Source organism: Paenibacillus ginsengarvi, assembly GCF_003626695.1.
Taxonomy (GTDB): domain Bacteria; phylum Bacillota; class Bacilli; order Paenibacillales; family NBRC-103111; genus Paenibacillus_AB; species Paenibacillus_AB ginsengarvi.
In genome coordinates this window covers 121,902-139,171 of sequence record NZ_RBAH01000015.1, presented here as the reverse complement: position 1 = coordinate 139,171, position 17,270 = coordinate 121,902, and the positions used below count along the sequence as shown (strand labels likewise).

Genomic DNA, 17,270 nt, shown 5'->3' with positions numbered 1-17,270 from the left:
CCGTCACATCACGCTGTTGTTTCTCTCGACGCGGTTTACGATGGCGGATACATCACTGTAAGCGGTTCCCGAAATATCGATCCCATCGTTATCGACCATAATAAGCTTGGCCGTGTTCGCTGTGTGCACGGCGACAACCTGTACGCACGATGACGCATACGTTCCGGATACCCGCGCTCCCGTGACCGTGCCGTATTGACCGACTCGGACCGCTATTTTGCCATCATGGGCGACCGTCCCGTCGCATAGCAGATCCGTTCCTCTAGCGGCGTCGACGACAATATCGAAGCCTTCGCCCGTATTGCCCTTCGCCGTCATCCGGTTGCCCATGACGACTGCCGCCACCGCCCCGCGAAAACCGTCTTTTTTGTAGCAGACGAATGTATTCCCGCTGACCGACCCTCGTGTGCAGTTCGCCGACGTTCGTCTGATTACTTGAAGCGGATTGCCCCAGTTATCTTTGCCGTTCGCATAATAAAACTTGTTCCGGTCCACGTCGATATGCCGGGTGCCGCTCTCTCCGGTAATATAAACGGCATTGTTGATCATATTGAAATGCTCGTTATCGCAATAAGAGACGTCGTGGCTATCCAGCGCGCGGAAAACGTAGCCGAATGCGCCGTCGATCGAATTGCCGTATATTTTAATTTTGTTCGGGCCTAGTCCGTAATCGGTTACCTTGCCGCCGGATTCCGGATTTTTGTAATGAACGACGCTAAACAGCGATTCTCCGCTCGCATACGGGTTGTCGACATTTTTAATCAGATTGCCCGCAGCGATGACCGATTCTTCCCGTCTCCCCGGGTTGAGGGACGTACCGTTCACAGGGAGATCCCGGTATATGCATTTGATGTCGAGAATATTCCAGTGATGGTTTGTGATCACATTATGGCTGAAAATCGTCCGCGAACCGTCCGTGAACATATCGACGCAATCGCGGTATACGTCGTCGAATATGTTACCCGTAATGATGTTGTCGTGACGCCCGGTCGCATGATTGTTAGCGAGATCGTTCGGATCGCTGGTAAGCTTGATCGCATCGCCCCACGGAACCGTTGTCGCGACAGTCCTCGCTTCGTTTAATACCGCTTTCGAATTTCCGCCGGTGAAGTAGTTGCCGGTAATCCGGGTTCCGCGGCCTGTCGTAGCCAAAATCATGTAGCTGGCGTCCCGCAGCCTGGAATGGCTGACACTCACGCTTGAACCGGTAATCTCCAGGCAGCACTCCTGATGACCGTTGCCCCGGAACTCGGCGTGGACGACTTGAACATGGTCGGCTTCGATCAGCATCGCCCGCCGATTGTCCGTTCGCAAGGAATCGTCCAATACCGGGGAATGAACGACGCAGCCTGTGCTTGCAATCCGGATGCAGCCTGTAATGCCTTGGAACACGGCTTTTCGGCAGTCCAGCATAGACGCCGAGGCGACGATCACGTCCCCATCGTAGATGTAAGTCATTCTGGGCGTCGCGCTGACCGTATACCCCGTAACTTGAAAAGCGGCGGTCAACCGCTCCGCATTACGGGCCGCAGCGGATGTATCGGATCCGCGAGCAACGCCGAAATCTTCCACCGTCAGAAAACTGCCAGTCCTTTTCCAAAACCACCCCGGCTTCCCCGACTGAAAGAGCGAGCCTCCGTCATCCGTAAAGCCCCCCTGCACCGCAACCAGTATGCCGCCGCCTACGCCTGGCGTGCTGCCGTAATAGCCCTCCAGTACGACCTGCTCTCCGGCGCAATCGGGCGCTCTCGTTCGCAGTTCGTCCACGCTTCTCACGTTCGCACACTCGCATCGCTTCTTCGTTCCGTATACGCTGTCCATAACCGAACTCCCGCTCGCCGCCGCCCTGCCGAAGCTCATTGCCGCTCCGGCCAAACCAAGGGCCGCCAGCATTTTTCTTCGGCTCATCGCCGGTTCTTTCTCGTGATTGGGCTCCGTCATCGCAAAGTCTCCCTCCCTAAGAGGCGGAACCGGTGCCATATAGACCTATTCCGCCGTTTATTCACGATTCGACTACTCGTTTTTCTTTTTCTCGATTTCTTTGTTGATCGCTTCTTCCGCTTCCTTCAACGCCGTGTTCACGTCTTTACCGCCCACCGCCGCCTCTCTGAACTTGTCCCGGATGATCGGGAAAGCGAGGGCGTCGTACTTCGTGACAGCTTGCGGAGTCGCGGCGAGCTTGTTGTATGTAAACGCCCCGGCATTTCTGCCCTGCAGCACCTCGACGTCTTTGCCGAACTGCTGCTTGATGTCGGCATTGTTCAGCGCGGAAGGCCGGCCTTGCCTGACATTGTCCCGTTGACCTTCCACCGAGAGGAGATGGGCGATCGCCAGAAACGCTTCGTCCGGATGCTTGCTCGTTCCGGATATGCCCAGCAGCGGGGCGAACAGCTGAATCGTCGTTTTCGGAGCCTCCGGGAAAGAAGGCAGCGCGACAACATCCCAGTTGAGACCGTTCTTCGTCGCATCCGGCAAGCTCCCGAACATCGAGGTGCCTGCATACATCGCCAGCGTCTTGCTTTTCAGGAAAGCGTCTCCGCCTTTGCCCCAATCGTTTCCGGGTATTTCGTAAAAGCGCTTCATCGTATCGAATATTTTTTTCCATGCGTCGGTATTTACGGCCGCCTTCGTCGTTTGGGCGTTCACCATCGGTGCGGAGAGCTGATTGTACGGCAGCAGCACATTGGTCGCAAAATCGAATCCGACATACTGCACACCCCCGTCCATTCGCGTTACCCGTTTCGCCAGATCCACGGTTTCATCCCAAGTCATGCCGTCCTTCGGATAAGGGACCCCGAATTTGTCGAAAATGTCCCGGTTGTAGTGCAGCGTCGCGATATTCACCGAGGAAGGAAACATCCAGAATTGGCCGCTCGGGAAATTGGCCTGTACGGAGCCAAGTACGACCGGATCGAATGCATTCAGATCGAACGCGTATTTTTTCATGTAAGGCATCAGATCGGCCAGAACGCCCAGCTCCCGGTAGACGGGAATATCGCCGCTGCTGTCGCCGAAAATAATGTCGGGCACTTTTCCCGCCGCGATTAAATCTTCCATCATCGAGCCTTTGCCTTTGCGGATCATTTCGATCGTGATTTGCGGGTATTTGATCTTAAGCGGGGCCACGATCGCGTTCTGAAACAAAGGGTCGCCCATGCTGCTGTTAAATACCGTGAGCGTGACCGGCTCAGCGCTCATGACCGGCGACTTTAGATCGTTCGATCCGGCTGCACCGGTCGGACCCGCTTCTTTTTTGGCACAGCCCGATACAAGTACCGCTATACCAAGTGCGGCGATCGTTATTGTTTTGCCTGCTTTTGCATTTGTCTTTATCATCGCTTGACCCTCCTGTTTGAATCGTTTGTCACTGCAACTCGCCGTCTGCAACGGACGGCATCCGGACGATCGCCGGATCGGTGAACACATCGAATTCGTCCCGGCTCGTACTGGAAAATTCCGATACGATCGCGCCTTCCGCTCCTCCCTGGAACCAATGCTTCGTACCGGGCGGAATCGTGTACTGCTCTCCCGGCCGCAGGACGATTTCATGGAATACGCTGTAACACGCTTCGCTTCCCGCCGGTAAAACCGCTTGAATATTCGCCGCGGGCTCCCCCTCGACATAGAGCAGCACTTCGCCCCACCGGCAGCGGAACGTCTCGAGCTTCCCGGGCTCGCCGTCCACCGGCGGATGAAGATGCTCCGGGCACGTCTGCCGCGGAAACAGCACGAGCTCCTTGGCGCAGTAGCGATCCGTATTGATGTACGTAACGAGCTCCAGTCCTTGACTATCCAGATGGCCGAGCCCAAAATCGGCTACCTCGATTTCGGCTTTCTCCGCGGCCGTCAGAACGATTCCCGCCTTCTCCAACATCCTGGCCGCGCGCTCCCGGGCGTGCTGCCATTCGTTTCGGTTTATGGCCAACGCCTAACCCCCTTTCGCTTATACGGGAATATCGTATGCGCAACTGGATCGATTGGTATCGATCGGCCCCGCTTCCGGGCTCCCAATTCGAAGCTAACATGAGCCGAGCCTTATCCGAAAGCCTCACTTTTTGCTCGATCACGCCGTTTTTGCGCGGCGCAAAAAAAGCCAACTCCCGCATCGGAGAAGGCTTTCGGAGCGTTTACAATTTCGCTGTTTTGGGCGAGACGGCCGCTTTCCCCGACTCCATCGCCCTATACTCGGTAGGCGTGAAGCCGGTCGTTTTTTTGAAAATACGTACAAAGCTGTTCAAATTCGTATAGCCGACTTCCTCGGCAATTTCGCGTATTTTCATGCCGCTTTCCCGCAGCAGCGACTTCGCCCTCTCCATTCTTAAACCCATGACGTAGTCGATAAAATTGCCGCCGGTTTGTTCCTTGAAAATCCGGCTGAGGTGGTACAGACTCATCTTGAATTGTTCGGATAACAGGTTCAGCGACAGATCGCTTCTCCCGTAGTGCTCCTGAATAAACACGAGCATCCGGCCGACGACTTCATGGCGTTCCAGACCGCTCCTCTTGTCTTCGTCCGTCCGCTCTGGTTTCCGGTCTGACTCTCCGTCATCCCGTTCCTTCGCCTCCCCGGTACAAACGGTTGTATGGCCTCCCGGTATCGCTTCGGAATATAAAACCTCCGCCGCTTGGCCGCATTCGAGAACCGGTTCCGTCGCCTCGACGGGTTCCACGCTTCCGCTTTCGACCGGACTCCGGAGCAGCTCCCGTCCCAGCGTATTCGTCGCGGTCCGCCGGTGCGACATTGCCGCAGCATCCGGCGCGAGCCTGCTGCCCGGCCGGAGCTCCCGGAGCTTACGGCGCTTCCGGCGCTTGGCGGCCATAACCGCCGCAATCGCGATGACGATAAGTACGATACCGACTATGAGCAGATCGTTGCGAATCTGGGCCAAGCTCACGGCGCCCTCCTCCCGGTCAAGCGGAACCTTGGACAACACAGGGTCGTCTTCGCGTTTTTGGCCGATCATACGCTCGTCCTTATGGTGGACGATATTACCATCCTCATTCGCGATACTGATCGCGCCCGCAACCGCTTGCAGCTGGTCGCCTTCGCCGACCGTACCCTTTAGGCGAGCGGACAGCATGAAATACGACAAGCTTGCGCCAGACACGACGCATAAACAGAGCAAGAAGGCCGATATGATCCAGATGCGTCTCCGATAGTCGATTAGAAGCCGAATCATACGTTCTCCCCCTTCTCCCCATTTTCTTTAAGTCCCCGGCGCTTTTGCAGTCGATTTCCGCAAAACGAGCCTGGTCGGCAAATTTACTTTTTTGCGCTCCTGCGAAGGATCGTCCATAACCGACAGCAGAAGCTTGGCGGCTTCCGCGCCGATCTCGAACTCCTGCTGGACGATACAGGTCGGCGGTATGCGGGAAAATGTAGAGTATTCATAATCGTCGAAAAGCAGGACCGACAATTGCTCCGGCACCCGGATGCCCAGCTCCTCGGCCGCTCCGAGTACCGCCAGTCCGCTTGGTACGGTGGCGGCGAATACCGCTGTCGTCTCCCGGTTTTGTTCCAGAAACGAGCGCACGATCGCTTTCGTCTCCGTCACGGCCCCGGCCTGCTTGCGTTCCTCCAGAAGCTCGAACAAACATCGCTTATGGTCAAGCGGGATGTGGTGCTTGGCCAGCGCCCGAACATATCCGTCCATCCGGTCCTCGAGGCTGGTCGTCGTCTTGCCGTGAACGGCGACGAAAGCGATATTCGTATGTCCTTGCTCGATCAGATGCGAGACGGCGTCGTATGCGCCCCCCGCATGGTCCGAGCAAACGCAGTTCGTCTCGATGCCGCGCAAATACCGGTCGATGACGACAACCGGAAATTTGTTCAGGGACAGACGAAGAAGCTCCTCGTTGTACGATTCCCCGTCAATCGGAAAAATAAGAATGCCTTCGACGTCCATTCGGACGCATTCCCGCAAAATACGTTTCTCCCTCTCCGAGTCGCCCTGCGAGGAACGGTATATAATCTGGAAGCCGCGTTCCGACAACGCGGACTCCGCACCGGCCAATATTTGCGCAGCTAGCGGGGTGTGAACCGAAGGAGCTATAAAAACGACGGGACGAAGCGCGGCTTCATCCGCCGGCTCTCCGACATGCGGGATTTCCGGCTGCCCGGCCGCCGCTCCGGAAATGAACGTGCCTTTGCCTTGTATGCGATAAACGAGCCCTTCCTCGACCAGATCGGATAGCGCTTTCTTGATCGTAAAGCGGCTGACGCCGAACTGCCCGGCCAATACGGCTTCCGTCGGCAGTTGATCGTTAGCCCGCCACTCCTCTTTTCGAATCTGTTCCAAAATATAATCTCTTACCCGGGAATACAAAGGGATGCGTTTCACAGATTGTGTCAATGCCGATTCATCCTCCGTCGCACTTACCTTATGCCAGTTTAGCCCTAGTGTAACATACAAAAATATCAATATACAAATATTTTCGTTCCACACCCGCATAAATATCGTTAAAAAGCTGCATAAACACTAGTTTACAACAAATTGTATTTCAAGTACACTCAAGTTGTCATATTTGTATGTTTGGTATATTTATATTCGTATTTGCATGGAGGTATGCACATGAGAACGATCGACTCGCGGCTTCGCCAGCTTTTGGGTGCGGCGCCGAACAGCTACTGGGACGAGAAAATCAAGTCGAAGCCCGGTCCTTATGGAGAACGGATCCTGTCGCAATTGGTTTTTGCAAGCGAATTGTCGAAAGGGAATGCCCATGCATTCGACGAGGCGATTACGGCAACGCTCGACTATGTGGAGCGGCAAATTGCGGAAGAAGGCGTTATTGCGAAACGGACGGCGCTTCAAGCCGAACAGCTGCTGACTGCCGTAGCTCCCGCCGCCAAAAGCTACGATATTCTTTGCGTAGCGCATGCGCATATCGATATGAACTGGATGTGGCCATGGGACGAAACCGTCTCCGTCACGCTCGACACGTTCCGTACGATGCTGACTTTGATGGAGGAGTACCCGTCTTTCGTGTTCTCCCAGTCCCAAGCATCCGTATACCGGATCGTTCAGCAGTATGATCCGCTTATGCTGGAGGAGATCAAGCGGCGGGTTCGCGAAGGACGGTGGGAGGTAACGGCGTCTCACTGGGTCGAGGCGGACAAAAATATGCCGAACGGCGAGAGCTTGACCCGGCAAATTTTGTATACGAAACGGTACTTGTCCCAATTGCTTGGCATCGATCCCGCCTCGCTTAATTTGGATTTCGAGCCGGATACGTTTGGTCACAGCGTTTTTGTGCCGGAAATTTTGACGAATGCCGGGGTCCGGTATTACTACCATTGCCGTGGAAGCGATGGCCCTATTGCCTACCGCTGGGTGGCGCCGTCCGGCAATTCGGTCGTTTGCTACCGCGAGCCGACCTGGTATAACGACCCGATTCAGCCGATTTTGGGTTCGTATGTGCCGCAAATTTGCCGTCAAACCGGACTGAAGACGCATCTGCACGTATACGGCGTCGGCGATCATGGAGGCGGCCCGACAAGACGGGATTTGGAACGGCTCCACGCCATGAACGACTGGCCCATATTCCCGAACATCCGCTTCGGTCGTTTCGCCGACTATTACAAGCAACTCGAGTCGGTCAGCGGCACGCTTCCCGTCGTCAAAGGCGAGCAAAACTGCGTATTTACCGGCTGCTACACCTCGCAGTCGCGAATCAAAACGGCAAACCGGATCGGCGAGGCGACGCTGCAGGAGGCGGAATTGTTCAGCGCAGCCGCCGGAGCGCTCGCCGGAGCCGCCTACCCGAGGGCGGCCTACGAGGAAGCGTGGAGAAATGTGCTGTTCAACCAGTTTCACGACATTTTGCCCGGTTCCGGCGTCATTGAAACCCGCGAGCATGCGCTCGGGCTGTTTCAGCATACGATGGCGATTGCGAACACGAACCGCAAGCTGGCACTGGAACGCATTGCCGCCGGCATCGACACTTCCGATCTGGGCGGACCGGACGAAGCAGGGACCGTCTCCGAAGGGGCCGGCGTCGGCTATGGCACCCAGGCGTTTCAAATTACGCAAGTGGAACGCGGACAAGGTTCAACGCGAATCGTCCATCTGTTCAATCCGTCCGCCCAAAACCGCGAAGAGCCGGTTGAGATCGTCCTCTGGGACTGGAATTATGCGATCCGTACACTGATCGTTAAGGACAGTGACGGAAACGAGACTGCTTACCAAATGCTGGACAAAGGCTTTCATACATACTGGGGGCACCACTACATGAGACTGCTCATCGAAGCGAAAGTCCCGGCCTGCGGATACAGTACGTATACCGTCTCGCTCGGCGAAGAGGAGTTCGAACCGTTTTTTCCGACCGATCCGAGAGTGGACCGCGAAGAAAGATTCGTTTTGGAAAATGAGCTGCTTCAGGTGACGTTCCACCCGGTTTTTGCCACCGTTATCTCGATGATCGATAAAACGACAGGTACGGAGCTGATTGACACGGCTAGGCCCGCAGGGCTGTTCCGGCTCATTCAGGAAGACCCCGGCAAAGGAATGACCGCCTGGTGGGTCGGGCGATACATGAGCGCGGCAAGTGTGCACGACCAAGTAAAGCTCGTCAAGGGTCAGCGCGGACCGCTGCGGCAATCGTTGAACTATGAGCTTCGATTCGGAAACTCGGCCATGAAGGTAGCCGTATCACTCGACCGGAACAGCCCTTATCTGAAATACCGCATCGAATGCGATTGGCAAGAAATCGGCAAAAAGGGGAAAAGTATTCCACAGCTGAATTTCCACTGGCCGCTCGGCTATACAAGCCCGTCGTACACATACGACGTACCGTTCGGCACCGTCGAGCGGGAGCCGCTCGGCATGGACGTTCCCGGCAACAGCTATGCGTTCGGCAAACGCGAGGAGAAAGAAGAGGGCGGAAACAAACCTTCGATCATGCTTGTGACGAACAATAAATACGGTTTTCGCGGCACGGACGATTCGCTTGCGGTTTCGTTAATTCGCAGCTCTTTCGACCCGGACCCGTACCCGGAGCTCGGCAATCATCATAAAATCGAGATGGCCGTTTGCGTCATCGGCTCGCACTCAACCAATCGGGAGTTGACCGAAGCCGCATACCGGTTCAACCACCCACTCAATGTATTATCCGGCACGACGCATCCCGGTACCCGTACAAAAGACGCCAGCTTCCTCCGGCTCATCGAAGGCTCGGTTGCCCTATCCGCGGTCAAAATGCCGGAGAACCCGGAAGGGAAGCGCTGGATCGTCCGTGTGTATGAAACGGATGGCCAGGCTGCGATCGCCAAACTGCAGCTGTTCAAGCCCGCGACGGATGCCTGGTACGTCGACTCGAACGAAATCCGTTTACAGACCGGCTTGTTTATCCGGGTCGATGGCGAGTATGTTTGTTTCGAAGTGCCCGCTTATTCGGCAGCCGCAGTGTGCATCGTATTCGAATAAAACTGACTTTTTTCGGTAAAAGCCAAACAGCCGACTATGCTCCTCCGAAGGTGCATAGTCGGCTGTTCCCTGCGGCACGTCTACATAATGCCAGCATGCCTCTCGATAAATTCGACGATCGGCGCCGGATTTTCCAGGCTGTGCGGATGGTGCCCGACACCCGGCTTAACGATCGTATCCATCGTGCCACCGTAAGTACGGTACAGCTTATCGAGCAGCGCGCCATTTTCCCCGTACGGCACGACATCGTCGGAGTCTCCCGCGACGAGTAGAATCGGGATACCGGCGGCAGCCACGGCGGAGACTAGATGCAGCGGCATCCGGTCGTACTCATCTACGGTTTGCTCCGTCAAGCCGTAAACGGCCAGGCAATCCTGCCAGCAAGCGGCATCTCCGCTTCCTAGCCATCTTCCGCCCGGCCAGCTGCGCATATCGAGCACCGGGGCGTCGAGATATAGCGCTGCCGTATGCTCCGGGTGCGCCGCCGCATAGTGGAACGCGTACAAGCCGCCGCGACTGAAGCCGAACAGCGCGGCTTTCTCCGCCAGCCCGAACCGTCCGACCGCATAGGTGTGAAAATCATGCATTAGCGAGACGGCTCCCGGACAACCGTACATATTGCTGATCCGGCAGTAGGCGATATGCCACCCCCGCCGAAGCAGCTCCCTATCCGCATAAGCGAACGCATCGAAAAATTCCGTGCGCCATACCCAAGGCACTCCCGGCGCGGCCTGTTCGGGTGCGATTACGAGCGCTTCCCTGCCGCTGACATAAAAGTCGGCCCGCACGTACCCGTTCCACTGCGAAACCGTTTCTTCCCCGCAGTCGTTCGCTTGTTCCATGATCGTCGTACGGATTGCTTCCGCCAGTTCGTCTCCTTTGCGTATCGCTTCTTCCAAGGGCAGTGCTTTCGCTTTGTTCGGATTGGCGTGACCGACGTGCTCCTTCCAGGCTTCGTGCAGCAGGATGTTCCGCTCCCGCAACGCTTTGGCCCATGTCGGACTTCCCGATTCGGCCGCGAATGCAGGCACCCGCTGCAGATGGACGTTGAACAGCTGCGCGAGCAGCGTTCGGGCAATCAGCCAGTGCCCTTCGGCGCCCGGATGAATGCCGTCCCCGGTCAGGCCGGGAGCGCCTTGGCCCCTCCTCCGCTCGCTTTCCCGCTCGAGCGGGTCGAAAATGTTGACGACCGCATCCGCCTCCCGCAGCGACGTCAGCCATTCCTTGTATGTTCTCAGCACGTTGTTGTAGTCGGGATACGGGTTATACCAACTGTAGGCGGAAGCGGAGGATGCTCCATTCGCGTTCTCCCCGCTGCGGCGAACCGATTCGTATTCGAACGGCGGCGGCGTCATCGCGATCGCTTTCGCCCCTGTTTCGCGAACGGCGCGTATTAGGCTGAGGATGCCTTCCTTATACGCCTCGAACCTTTCCTCCGAGAAAGGATGATAGATGCCGTCATTCATCCCGTATCCGAAGACGACCCAATCCGGCCTGCTTTCCCGCAAAGCTCGGGCGAGCCGCCCAAACACGCACGGACGCGGATACGGATGGTCCGGCTCGCTCAGACCGGAGGCGGTTTCACTGCTGACGCCGAGATTCATGAGCTGTATCCGCGTCTCCGGCATATGCTTCATGAAGTACGATTCCATGTAGGCGATAAACAGCCCGTTATCAGTAATGCTGTCGCCGAGAAATACGATTCTGCGGCCGTCCGGTATGGACGAGTTCCGCTCAAGCAAGGTTCCCATTATACAAGTCTCCCTCGTTTCTTGGCAGCCCGGGCTGTTTGGCTATCTAGTCGTCAAGTTATCGGTAACCTCTTGGGGGTGCCTTATCCCTTTTATTGTAATATAGTCCCCTCCCGCCGTCACCATGAATTATTGCTTTTCAAGCGGCCGCACCGTGCTATAATAAGGTTCATTACTAGATGAGGGATAGGGATAGACAGATGCATTGGGAAATACTTTCATACGTAGGAGTCATCACATTCGCCGTCAGCGGCGCCATTATCGCGATGGAGGAAGGATACGATCTGTTCGGGGTTTTGTTCCTCGGACTCATTACCGCATTTGGCGGCGGCATCATCCGCAATTTGATGATCGGCATTCCGGTCAGCAATCTATGGACTCAGGGGCCGCTTCTCCATATCGCCGCCATTGCCGTTATCGTCGTCTTTTTGCTGCCGTTGCGCTGGATACACAGATGGAAATATTTAGAGCCTATTCTGGATGCGGTCGGCCTCGCCGCTTTTTCGATTCAAGGCGCCCTGCTGGCCGTCGCCATGGATTTTCCGAAAACGGCGATTATCTTCGCCGCCATGGCAACCGGGGTAGGCGGCGGCGTCATCCGCGACGTGCTGGCCGGCCGAAAACCGGTCGTGTTCCGCGACGAGGTATACGCCGCCTGGGCTTGCCTAAGCGGTCTCATCTGCTCCTTCCATCTCGTGCAGACGACGTTCCAGTCTTTGCTGCTGCTGGCCGCCATCGTCGCCCTGCGCCTGATCTCCTACTACTTTTCATGGAAAATTCCGCGCCGCCAGCTTTCGCGCGATCGATACCGGTCCGGGGCGAATACGCCGCTTTAACCGGCCGCTTAGTTTTACCGAAGTACGTACATTAATTGAAGCAAGAGGGGGCCAGTTTAAACCAGTTTAAACCGGCTCCCTCTTTTTCGGTTTGAAGGTGCAGTATTACTCGTACACGTTACGCCATCCAGTCGAACACGACGAACGGCTCGGCGATCTGCCTTTCGGCCAACTGATTGTAGACGGCGTTCGCATCGCGGGGAAGCACTTTCCGGACCAGACCGTCCACGTTCAGCCACCCTTCCGCCAACCACGCCATGCCCTTACGCAAGTTGCCCATAATGCTGTGCGGCTGAAACGGCGCCGCCTGCATCGGGATTTCCCATTCCCAGCCGCTGCGCAGCACGACATACCTATGGAACACGAGCGACAGCAGCTCGTGGGCATACAGTTCCGTCCGGCGCTGCCACGGTACCCCGATCAGCACAACCTCCCCTCTCTTCCGCACGAGTCGGCAACCCTCTAGCACCGCGGCCTCGTGACCCGAGCATTCCAGCACAAGAGCGGCTTGTTCCCGCCACTGCGCCCCGTCCGGCGGAACCTCCGTCATCACCGTCACGATACCGGCTTTCCGCGCCAGCGACAAGCGACGCTCGTCCGGGTCGCACACGGCTACCTTGTACCCGCACCGTTGAAAAAGCAAGGCGGCCAATAAGCCGACCGGCCCCGCCCCCATGACAAACACCAGCTCCCCCGGCCTGGCCGAAGTGGTCATCAGTGTCGTCATGCTGACATTCATCAGCCTCGTCAGCACAGCCAGATCCGCCGCCACCCCTGCGGGAACCTTAACCGTCATGGAGGAGGCGACATGCTGGTAACTTTGGTGCCTTCCCATGCAGAGAGCCAGATCGCCCGGTGCGAGTCCGGCCGACTCTCCGGCTGTGTGCTCCACCCGAAATACAGACGCATATCCCGGTCTTCTCGTTCCTTCACTCTCCTCCGCCATAAATCCGCTCATCAATTCCGTTCCCGGACTGATCAGCGAATACAAGGTCGTCCCCAATACATGTCCCTCATCGGGCCGAGCCGGCCGTTCGATCTCCGCTATTGCGACCTGCCGGCGCCCGCAAAATTGTATGGCATAGTCCATACGCTCGCCTCCCTCCTATTATCGTGCCGAAGCTTGCAATCCTCGCCGTCTTATCCGGTAACCCGCCCACCGCACCGCTCTGCGCAACATCTCGCGCACTTCCGGCACCCGGTAAGACTCCCCGTCATGCCCGAGCAGTGTCTGGAACACGCGGCCCCCTCTGTATTCGCTCGTCCAGGCGAGCGGTTCGTCCAGACCCGTATTTTTTGAGCGCGCCGTATACAACACGTGCACCGGCACATCCCCTGCCTGATTGTAATACAACTCATCCTTCACCTCGAAGCCGCCGATTCCTCGCGTAATGGCGTGGTCCGGATCGGAGATCGAAACGGCGAAAGAGCCGTAATTGTCGTGCGCGCTTGACCCGTGATGATCCCAGACCCGCGGCACGATGCGCCGGTATTCCGGCCAGTCCGACGCGCCCGCTTCCGGCAGCGAATAATGGAAGGCTCCGTTTGCAAAATGCAGCACAACCAGCCCTCCTCCCTGCTCCATAAATCGCATCAGATTTTGTTTGGCCCGCTCGTCCAGCCCCAGCCCCACGGCATCGTGCCAGTTGCAATAATTGAGCAAAATAACATCGAACGCAGACAGGTCCCATTCAGCAAGCGGCGCCGGATCGAATATGGAGGTAACCGCAACCGATACGTCCTCATGCAGAATCTCCTTAATAAGCGGCTCCGTTCGCTCCCAGTTATGCCACTTGTGCCGTTCGTTGCCCGACAGCAGCAGGGTGTACAGCGGACGTGCAGGAGCAGCCGGCCCATTTAGCAAGCTTTCCACCTCGACATCGGTATAGTAGCGGCTCTGCACGCCGCCTTCGGGGACGTCCAGACCTGCGGCCCAGAAGATCGCGTTCAGATGGGCCTTCCTGAAGCTGTCGTCCATCCATAGCGTGTACCGGTGCCCTGCCGAAGTGACGAACGATCGCCCCCCGTCGCTTCGCTCGAGCGCCCAGCCGACGAGGCTGGCTTCCTCCCCTTCCGCTTGCAGCTCCGGCACTGTCCAGATCGGCGTCCGCCGCGGATCGCCGGGCAAGAAACGCATGTTCCAGTAGATTTCATCCTCAAGCTCAATCGTGCCGGCCACGCCTCGGGCGATCGGATGCGTCCGGTCCGCAAGGGCGAGTTTGCTGCCGTTGCCGGTTATTTTGGAATACCAGTTTCGTTCGCCCTTCTCGTCCTGCCATTCAAAATATCCGCCGGTCCACTCCAGCACGCGCCTTCCTTCCGCCCGGGCAAAGAAGGTGGAAAAGTGCAGCAGGATAAGCCCGCATCCGCGCGCCATGCATGCCTCCATCAGCCGCATCCTCCGTTCGGACTTCACGAATGGTACATCTTCGTACAGATGTCCGTCTCTGCCGTCCGTTACGAACAGCAGCAAGTCCGCATCGCGGATCGCATCGTCGCTTTCCGGCCATCCTCCCGTCGCATAGGCAACCTCCAGCCGGTCCGCACAGCGCGATTGTTCGAGCAGCGCCTTGAGCAGCCGCACCGTCTTGATGTATTCGTGGGCACCCTGCCCATGGCTAAGATTGCCGGCAATCAGGACAATCTTTTTGCGGCTAGCGGTTATCGGCATCGCAGTTAGCTCCCTTCTTAAAGTTTGTCACCGGACTTCTAAGTAAGTTGTATCAAATTTCATGCGAACGAGACATAACCGAAAATCCCTTATATATATCTGAAAGTACAACAACACCCGAAATACAGCTTCACCATGCTATAATGAGTGCAATTCGAAATATACGGAGGTATCGTGACGTGCAGAACTGGGGAGACTTGCCCGAAGCGCCGATCCGGCTGGAACATCTTGATGCGGGATACGGGGAAATCCATGACGGCTGGGTGCATACGAAAACGGTGCCCTTCGGCATTATCGCTCAAGCCGTGGAAGGCACTTATATCGTCCGCACGCCGCGCGGCCTTATTACCGCATCGGATGGCGAAGTGTTCATTACCCCGCCGAACATGCCGCTGGAGATTACGCATCGATGCCGCCCGGATACGAAGCGGATGATGATCCGGTTCGCTCATTTTCGCTTCTCGTTTATGGGTGCCGTCGATCTGTTCGACTTGTACGATCCGACCGGGAGCAGCGATCGGCAAGCCGGCCTCGTCTACGGCGACCTCATCCAGCGTATGCTGGACATCAAGGCGCAGGAGCAAGGCCTGAGCTTTCCGAACTGGGCGCACAAGAGCATGCTGGCCTTCCGCCTGCTCGGCCTCGTGCTCGATTCCTCCGTACCGAGAGAAGGGTACGAGACTCGGCTGGCCCAGCTGCAGCAGATCCAGCCCCTCTTAACCTTTATCGTGCAGCATATAGGCCAACCGCTCGACATCGCGACGCTGCTATCCCACTGCAACTACTCCCGCTCGGCGTTATTTTCCCTGTTCCGCAGCGCTTTCGGGCAAACTCCGATGGAATACGTCAAATCGCAGCGGCTCGGCGCCGCGTTCCGCAAACTGATCACGACCTCGCTGCCGGTGGCGGAAATTGCCGGGGAGACGGGATTCGCGAACAGCTTCCACTTCAGCCGGGAATTCAAGGCTAGATTTCATAAGACCCCAACCGAAGTACGCAAAGAAAACGGGATTTGGAGGGAGAAAACGGCCGGTTACCCGCGGGGCTAGTTCTCATGCAAATGATCATTTGCGCGGGGAGCGCGTTGGGATTCGTGCGTTCGGGATAAAAAAGGGCTGCCCTCTCTATTTCAAGGAGGTCAGCCCCTGATTTTATTAACGTTTCTCTACCGCAGAATTGTCTTCGGATGTTCCGAGTGAGACATTCAAGTCGGTTTTCACGGCCGAGCGTATCCTTTATCTCACCCGGCCCCGGCCCTCGATCGTCAGAACCTCGGTCACGGTATCCCCGTCCGTCTGATGGATGACATCCAGCATATTAACTACCGCGCAGCAGTGCACGGGTACGATCTCCAGCCTGTCCCCGACCTTCAATCCCCGTTCCTCCGGCGGCAGGTGCAGCACACCGTGCTCCTCGTTAAACCAGGCTACTTCGATGGCCGGATGACCAACTACATATCCGCGGCCGGTGCCGATCGGCGAATCCTCGCCGTCCGAAGTGAACACCTTCGTTCCCGCATCGACGACGGCCCGGTCCGACGCGGGTCTGCTGACTACTGTCACCAGCACCGTCAAGGCGCATTGCTCCAGACTCATCGCACCGGCCTTAACCTGCGTCAGATCGCCGAACACATACGTACCGGTACGCATCTCCGTCGCACCTTTCATGTTGGATGCGAATCGGCTGACCGGCGTCGATCCCACGCTAACCGATTCGATCGGGAAGCCAAGTTCGCGCAAAGCTTGGGCCGCCTCCGATGCAAGGGCCGCTTCGTGCCTGGCAACCCGGCTCCGCCCTTCGTCGCTATCCTCGTCGTACGATTGTCCGGCAAAGGCAAGCACACCGGTTACCGCGATGCCCTTCAGTGGAAGCAATTGCTGAGCGAGGTGCACCAGCATCGGACCCGGCTGGACGCCAACGCGGCCGTAACCCGGGTCGACCTCGATCCAGACCGGTACGACTATTCCTGCCGCAAGCGCAGTATCGGAAATACCGGCGGCCGCTTCCAAGCTGTCTACAGCGACCGTCACCTCGGCCCGGGAGGCAAGCCGCATCAGTCTCTCAAGCTTGGTCTTGCCCACAATCGGATAGGCGATCAAAATCGACCCGACGCCAGCCTCCGCTATTACCTCCGCTTCCCCGAGCTTGGCCACGGCGATGCCGATCGCGCCCGCGTTCAACTGCATTTTGGCAATTTGCGGCGTCTTGTGCGTTTTGACATGCGGCCTGAGCGCAATACCCGCTTCGTCGGCAAGCCGCTGGACCCGATCGATATTAGCTTTCAGCTTGTCCAGGTCGACCACAATGCAGGGCGTATCCAGTTCCTGTTTATACATGCTGCAACCACCTCTCTCTTTATCCTAGCAGGGGGTGGTAGCTTTGCAAATGAAGCAAGTACTCATCGACTTGTACTATGTATTCATTGTGGGCTTCGTAATCAAATGCCCTTCCGTTCTGGTAATACATCGTCGTTTCCACCTGATCCAATCAATCTCCACGACAATACATCCCCGTCCTTCAAGTCCGGGACATTTTCGTTTCCGGCAGAACAAATGCTCGTAACGAAAATTTTTTTCGCTGGCGCCGT

Annotated in this window: 12 protein-coding genes; 3 read left to right on the top strand and 9 right to left on the bottom strand. The window is 56.9% G+C overall.

Annotation, left to right across the window (positions count from 1 at the left end; translation table 11 throughout):
- Positions 1-3: 3 nt before the first annotated feature.
- The 5 genes from D7M11_RS20410 to D7M11_RS20390 form a co-directional block, all read right to left on the bottom strand.
- Complete coding sequence (locus tag D7M11_RS20410; protein WP_120749096.1) at positions 4-1,941, bottom strand: right-handed parallel beta-helix repeat-containing protein; 1,938 nt, start codon at positions 1,939-1,941, stop codon at positions 4-6.
- Between the two features lie 72 nt (positions 1,942-2,013).
- Positions 2,014-3,336 carry an ABC transporter substrate-binding protein gene (locus D7M11_RS20405; protein WP_158606745.1) on the bottom strand — a complete coding sequence of 441 codons (1,323 nt, stop codon included), beginning with the start codon at positions 3,334-3,336 and terminating at the stop codon, positions 2,014-2,016.
- A 28-nt stretch (positions 3,337-3,364) separates the two neighbouring features.
- A complete protein-coding gene (locus tag D7M11_RS20400; RefSeq protein ID WP_120749147.1) occupies positions 3,365-3,874 on the bottom strand; it encodes a D-lyxose/D-mannose family sugar isomerase in 510 nt (169 codons plus the stop codon).
- Between the two features lie 253 nt (positions 3,875-4,127).
- Complete coding sequence (locus tag D7M11_RS20395; RefSeq protein WP_120749094.1) at positions 4,128-5,180, bottom strand: AraC family transcriptional regulator; 1,053 nt, start codon at positions 5,178-5,180, stop codon at positions 4,128-4,130.
- A 27-nt stretch (positions 5,181-5,207) separates the two neighbouring features.
- Positions 5,208-6,452, bottom strand: coding sequence for a GntR family transcriptional regulator (locus D7M11_RS20390; RefSeq protein ID WP_120749093.1), 1,245 nt, complete (start codon positions 6,450-6,452; stop codon positions 5,208-5,210).
- Positions 6,453-6,572: 120 nt separating this feature from the next.
- Between D7M11_RS20390 and D7M11_RS20385 the strand changes: the two genes are divergently transcribed.
- Entirely contained in the window at positions 6,573-9,425 is a 2,853-nt protein-coding gene (locus D7M11_RS20385) for a glycoside hydrolase family 38 N-terminal domain-containing protein (protein WP_158606743.1), read from the top strand.
- An 80-nt stretch (positions 9,426-9,505) separates the two neighbouring features.
- On the opposite strand, the gene D7M11_RS20380 is transcribed toward D7M11_RS20385, so the two are convergent.
- On the bottom strand, positions 9,506-11,176 hold the full coding sequence (locus tag D7M11_RS20380; protein ID WP_120749091.1) for a GDSL-type esterase/lipase family protein: 1,671 nt from the start codon (positions 11,174-11,176) through the stop codon (positions 9,506-9,508).
- A gap of 200 nt (positions 11,177-11,376) precedes the next feature.
- Between D7M11_RS20380 and D7M11_RS20375 the strand changes: the two genes are divergently transcribed.
- Positions 11,377-12,012 (top strand): trimeric intracellular cation channel family protein, encoded by a 636-nt coding sequence (locus D7M11_RS20375; RefSeq protein WP_240041230.1) that lies wholly within the window; start codon positions 11,377-11,379, stop codon positions 12,010-12,012.
- 118 nt (positions 12,013-12,130) lie between these two features.
- On the opposite strand, the gene D7M11_RS20370 is transcribed toward D7M11_RS20375, so the two are convergent.
- Both D7M11_RS20370 and D7M11_RS20365 read right to left on the bottom strand, forming a co-directional pair.
- The gene (locus D7M11_RS20370) at positions 12,131-13,102 is read right to left on the bottom strand and encodes a zinc-dependent alcohol dehydrogenase (protein ID WP_205127091.1); all 972 of its coding nucleotides are present in this window, start codon (positions 13,100-13,102) and stop codon (positions 12,131-12,133) included.
- An 18-nt stretch (positions 13,103-13,120) separates the two neighbouring features.
- The gene (locus tag D7M11_RS20365) at positions 13,121-14,683 is read right to left on the bottom strand and encodes a ThuA domain-containing protein (protein ID WP_120749089.1); all 1,563 of its coding nucleotides are present in this window, start codon (positions 14,681-14,683) and stop codon (positions 13,121-13,123) included.
- 179 nt (positions 14,684-14,862) lie between these two features.
- On the opposite strand from D7M11_RS20365, the gene D7M11_RS20360 reads away from it, so the two are divergent.
- A complete protein-coding gene (locus tag D7M11_RS20360) occupies positions 14,863-15,732 on the top strand; it encodes a helix-turn-helix domain-containing protein (protein ID WP_158606742.1) in 870 nt (289 codons plus the stop codon).
- Between the two features lie 186 nt (positions 15,733-15,918).
- On the opposite strand, the gene D7M11_RS20355 is transcribed toward D7M11_RS20360, so the two are convergent.
- Positions 15,919-17,019 carry an alanine racemase gene (locus D7M11_RS20355; protein WP_120749087.1) on the bottom strand — a complete coding sequence of 367 codons (1,101 nt, stop codon included), beginning with the start codon at positions 17,017-17,019 and terminating at the stop codon, positions 15,919-15,921.
- Between the last annotated feature and the right edge of the window lie 251 nt (positions 17,020-17,270).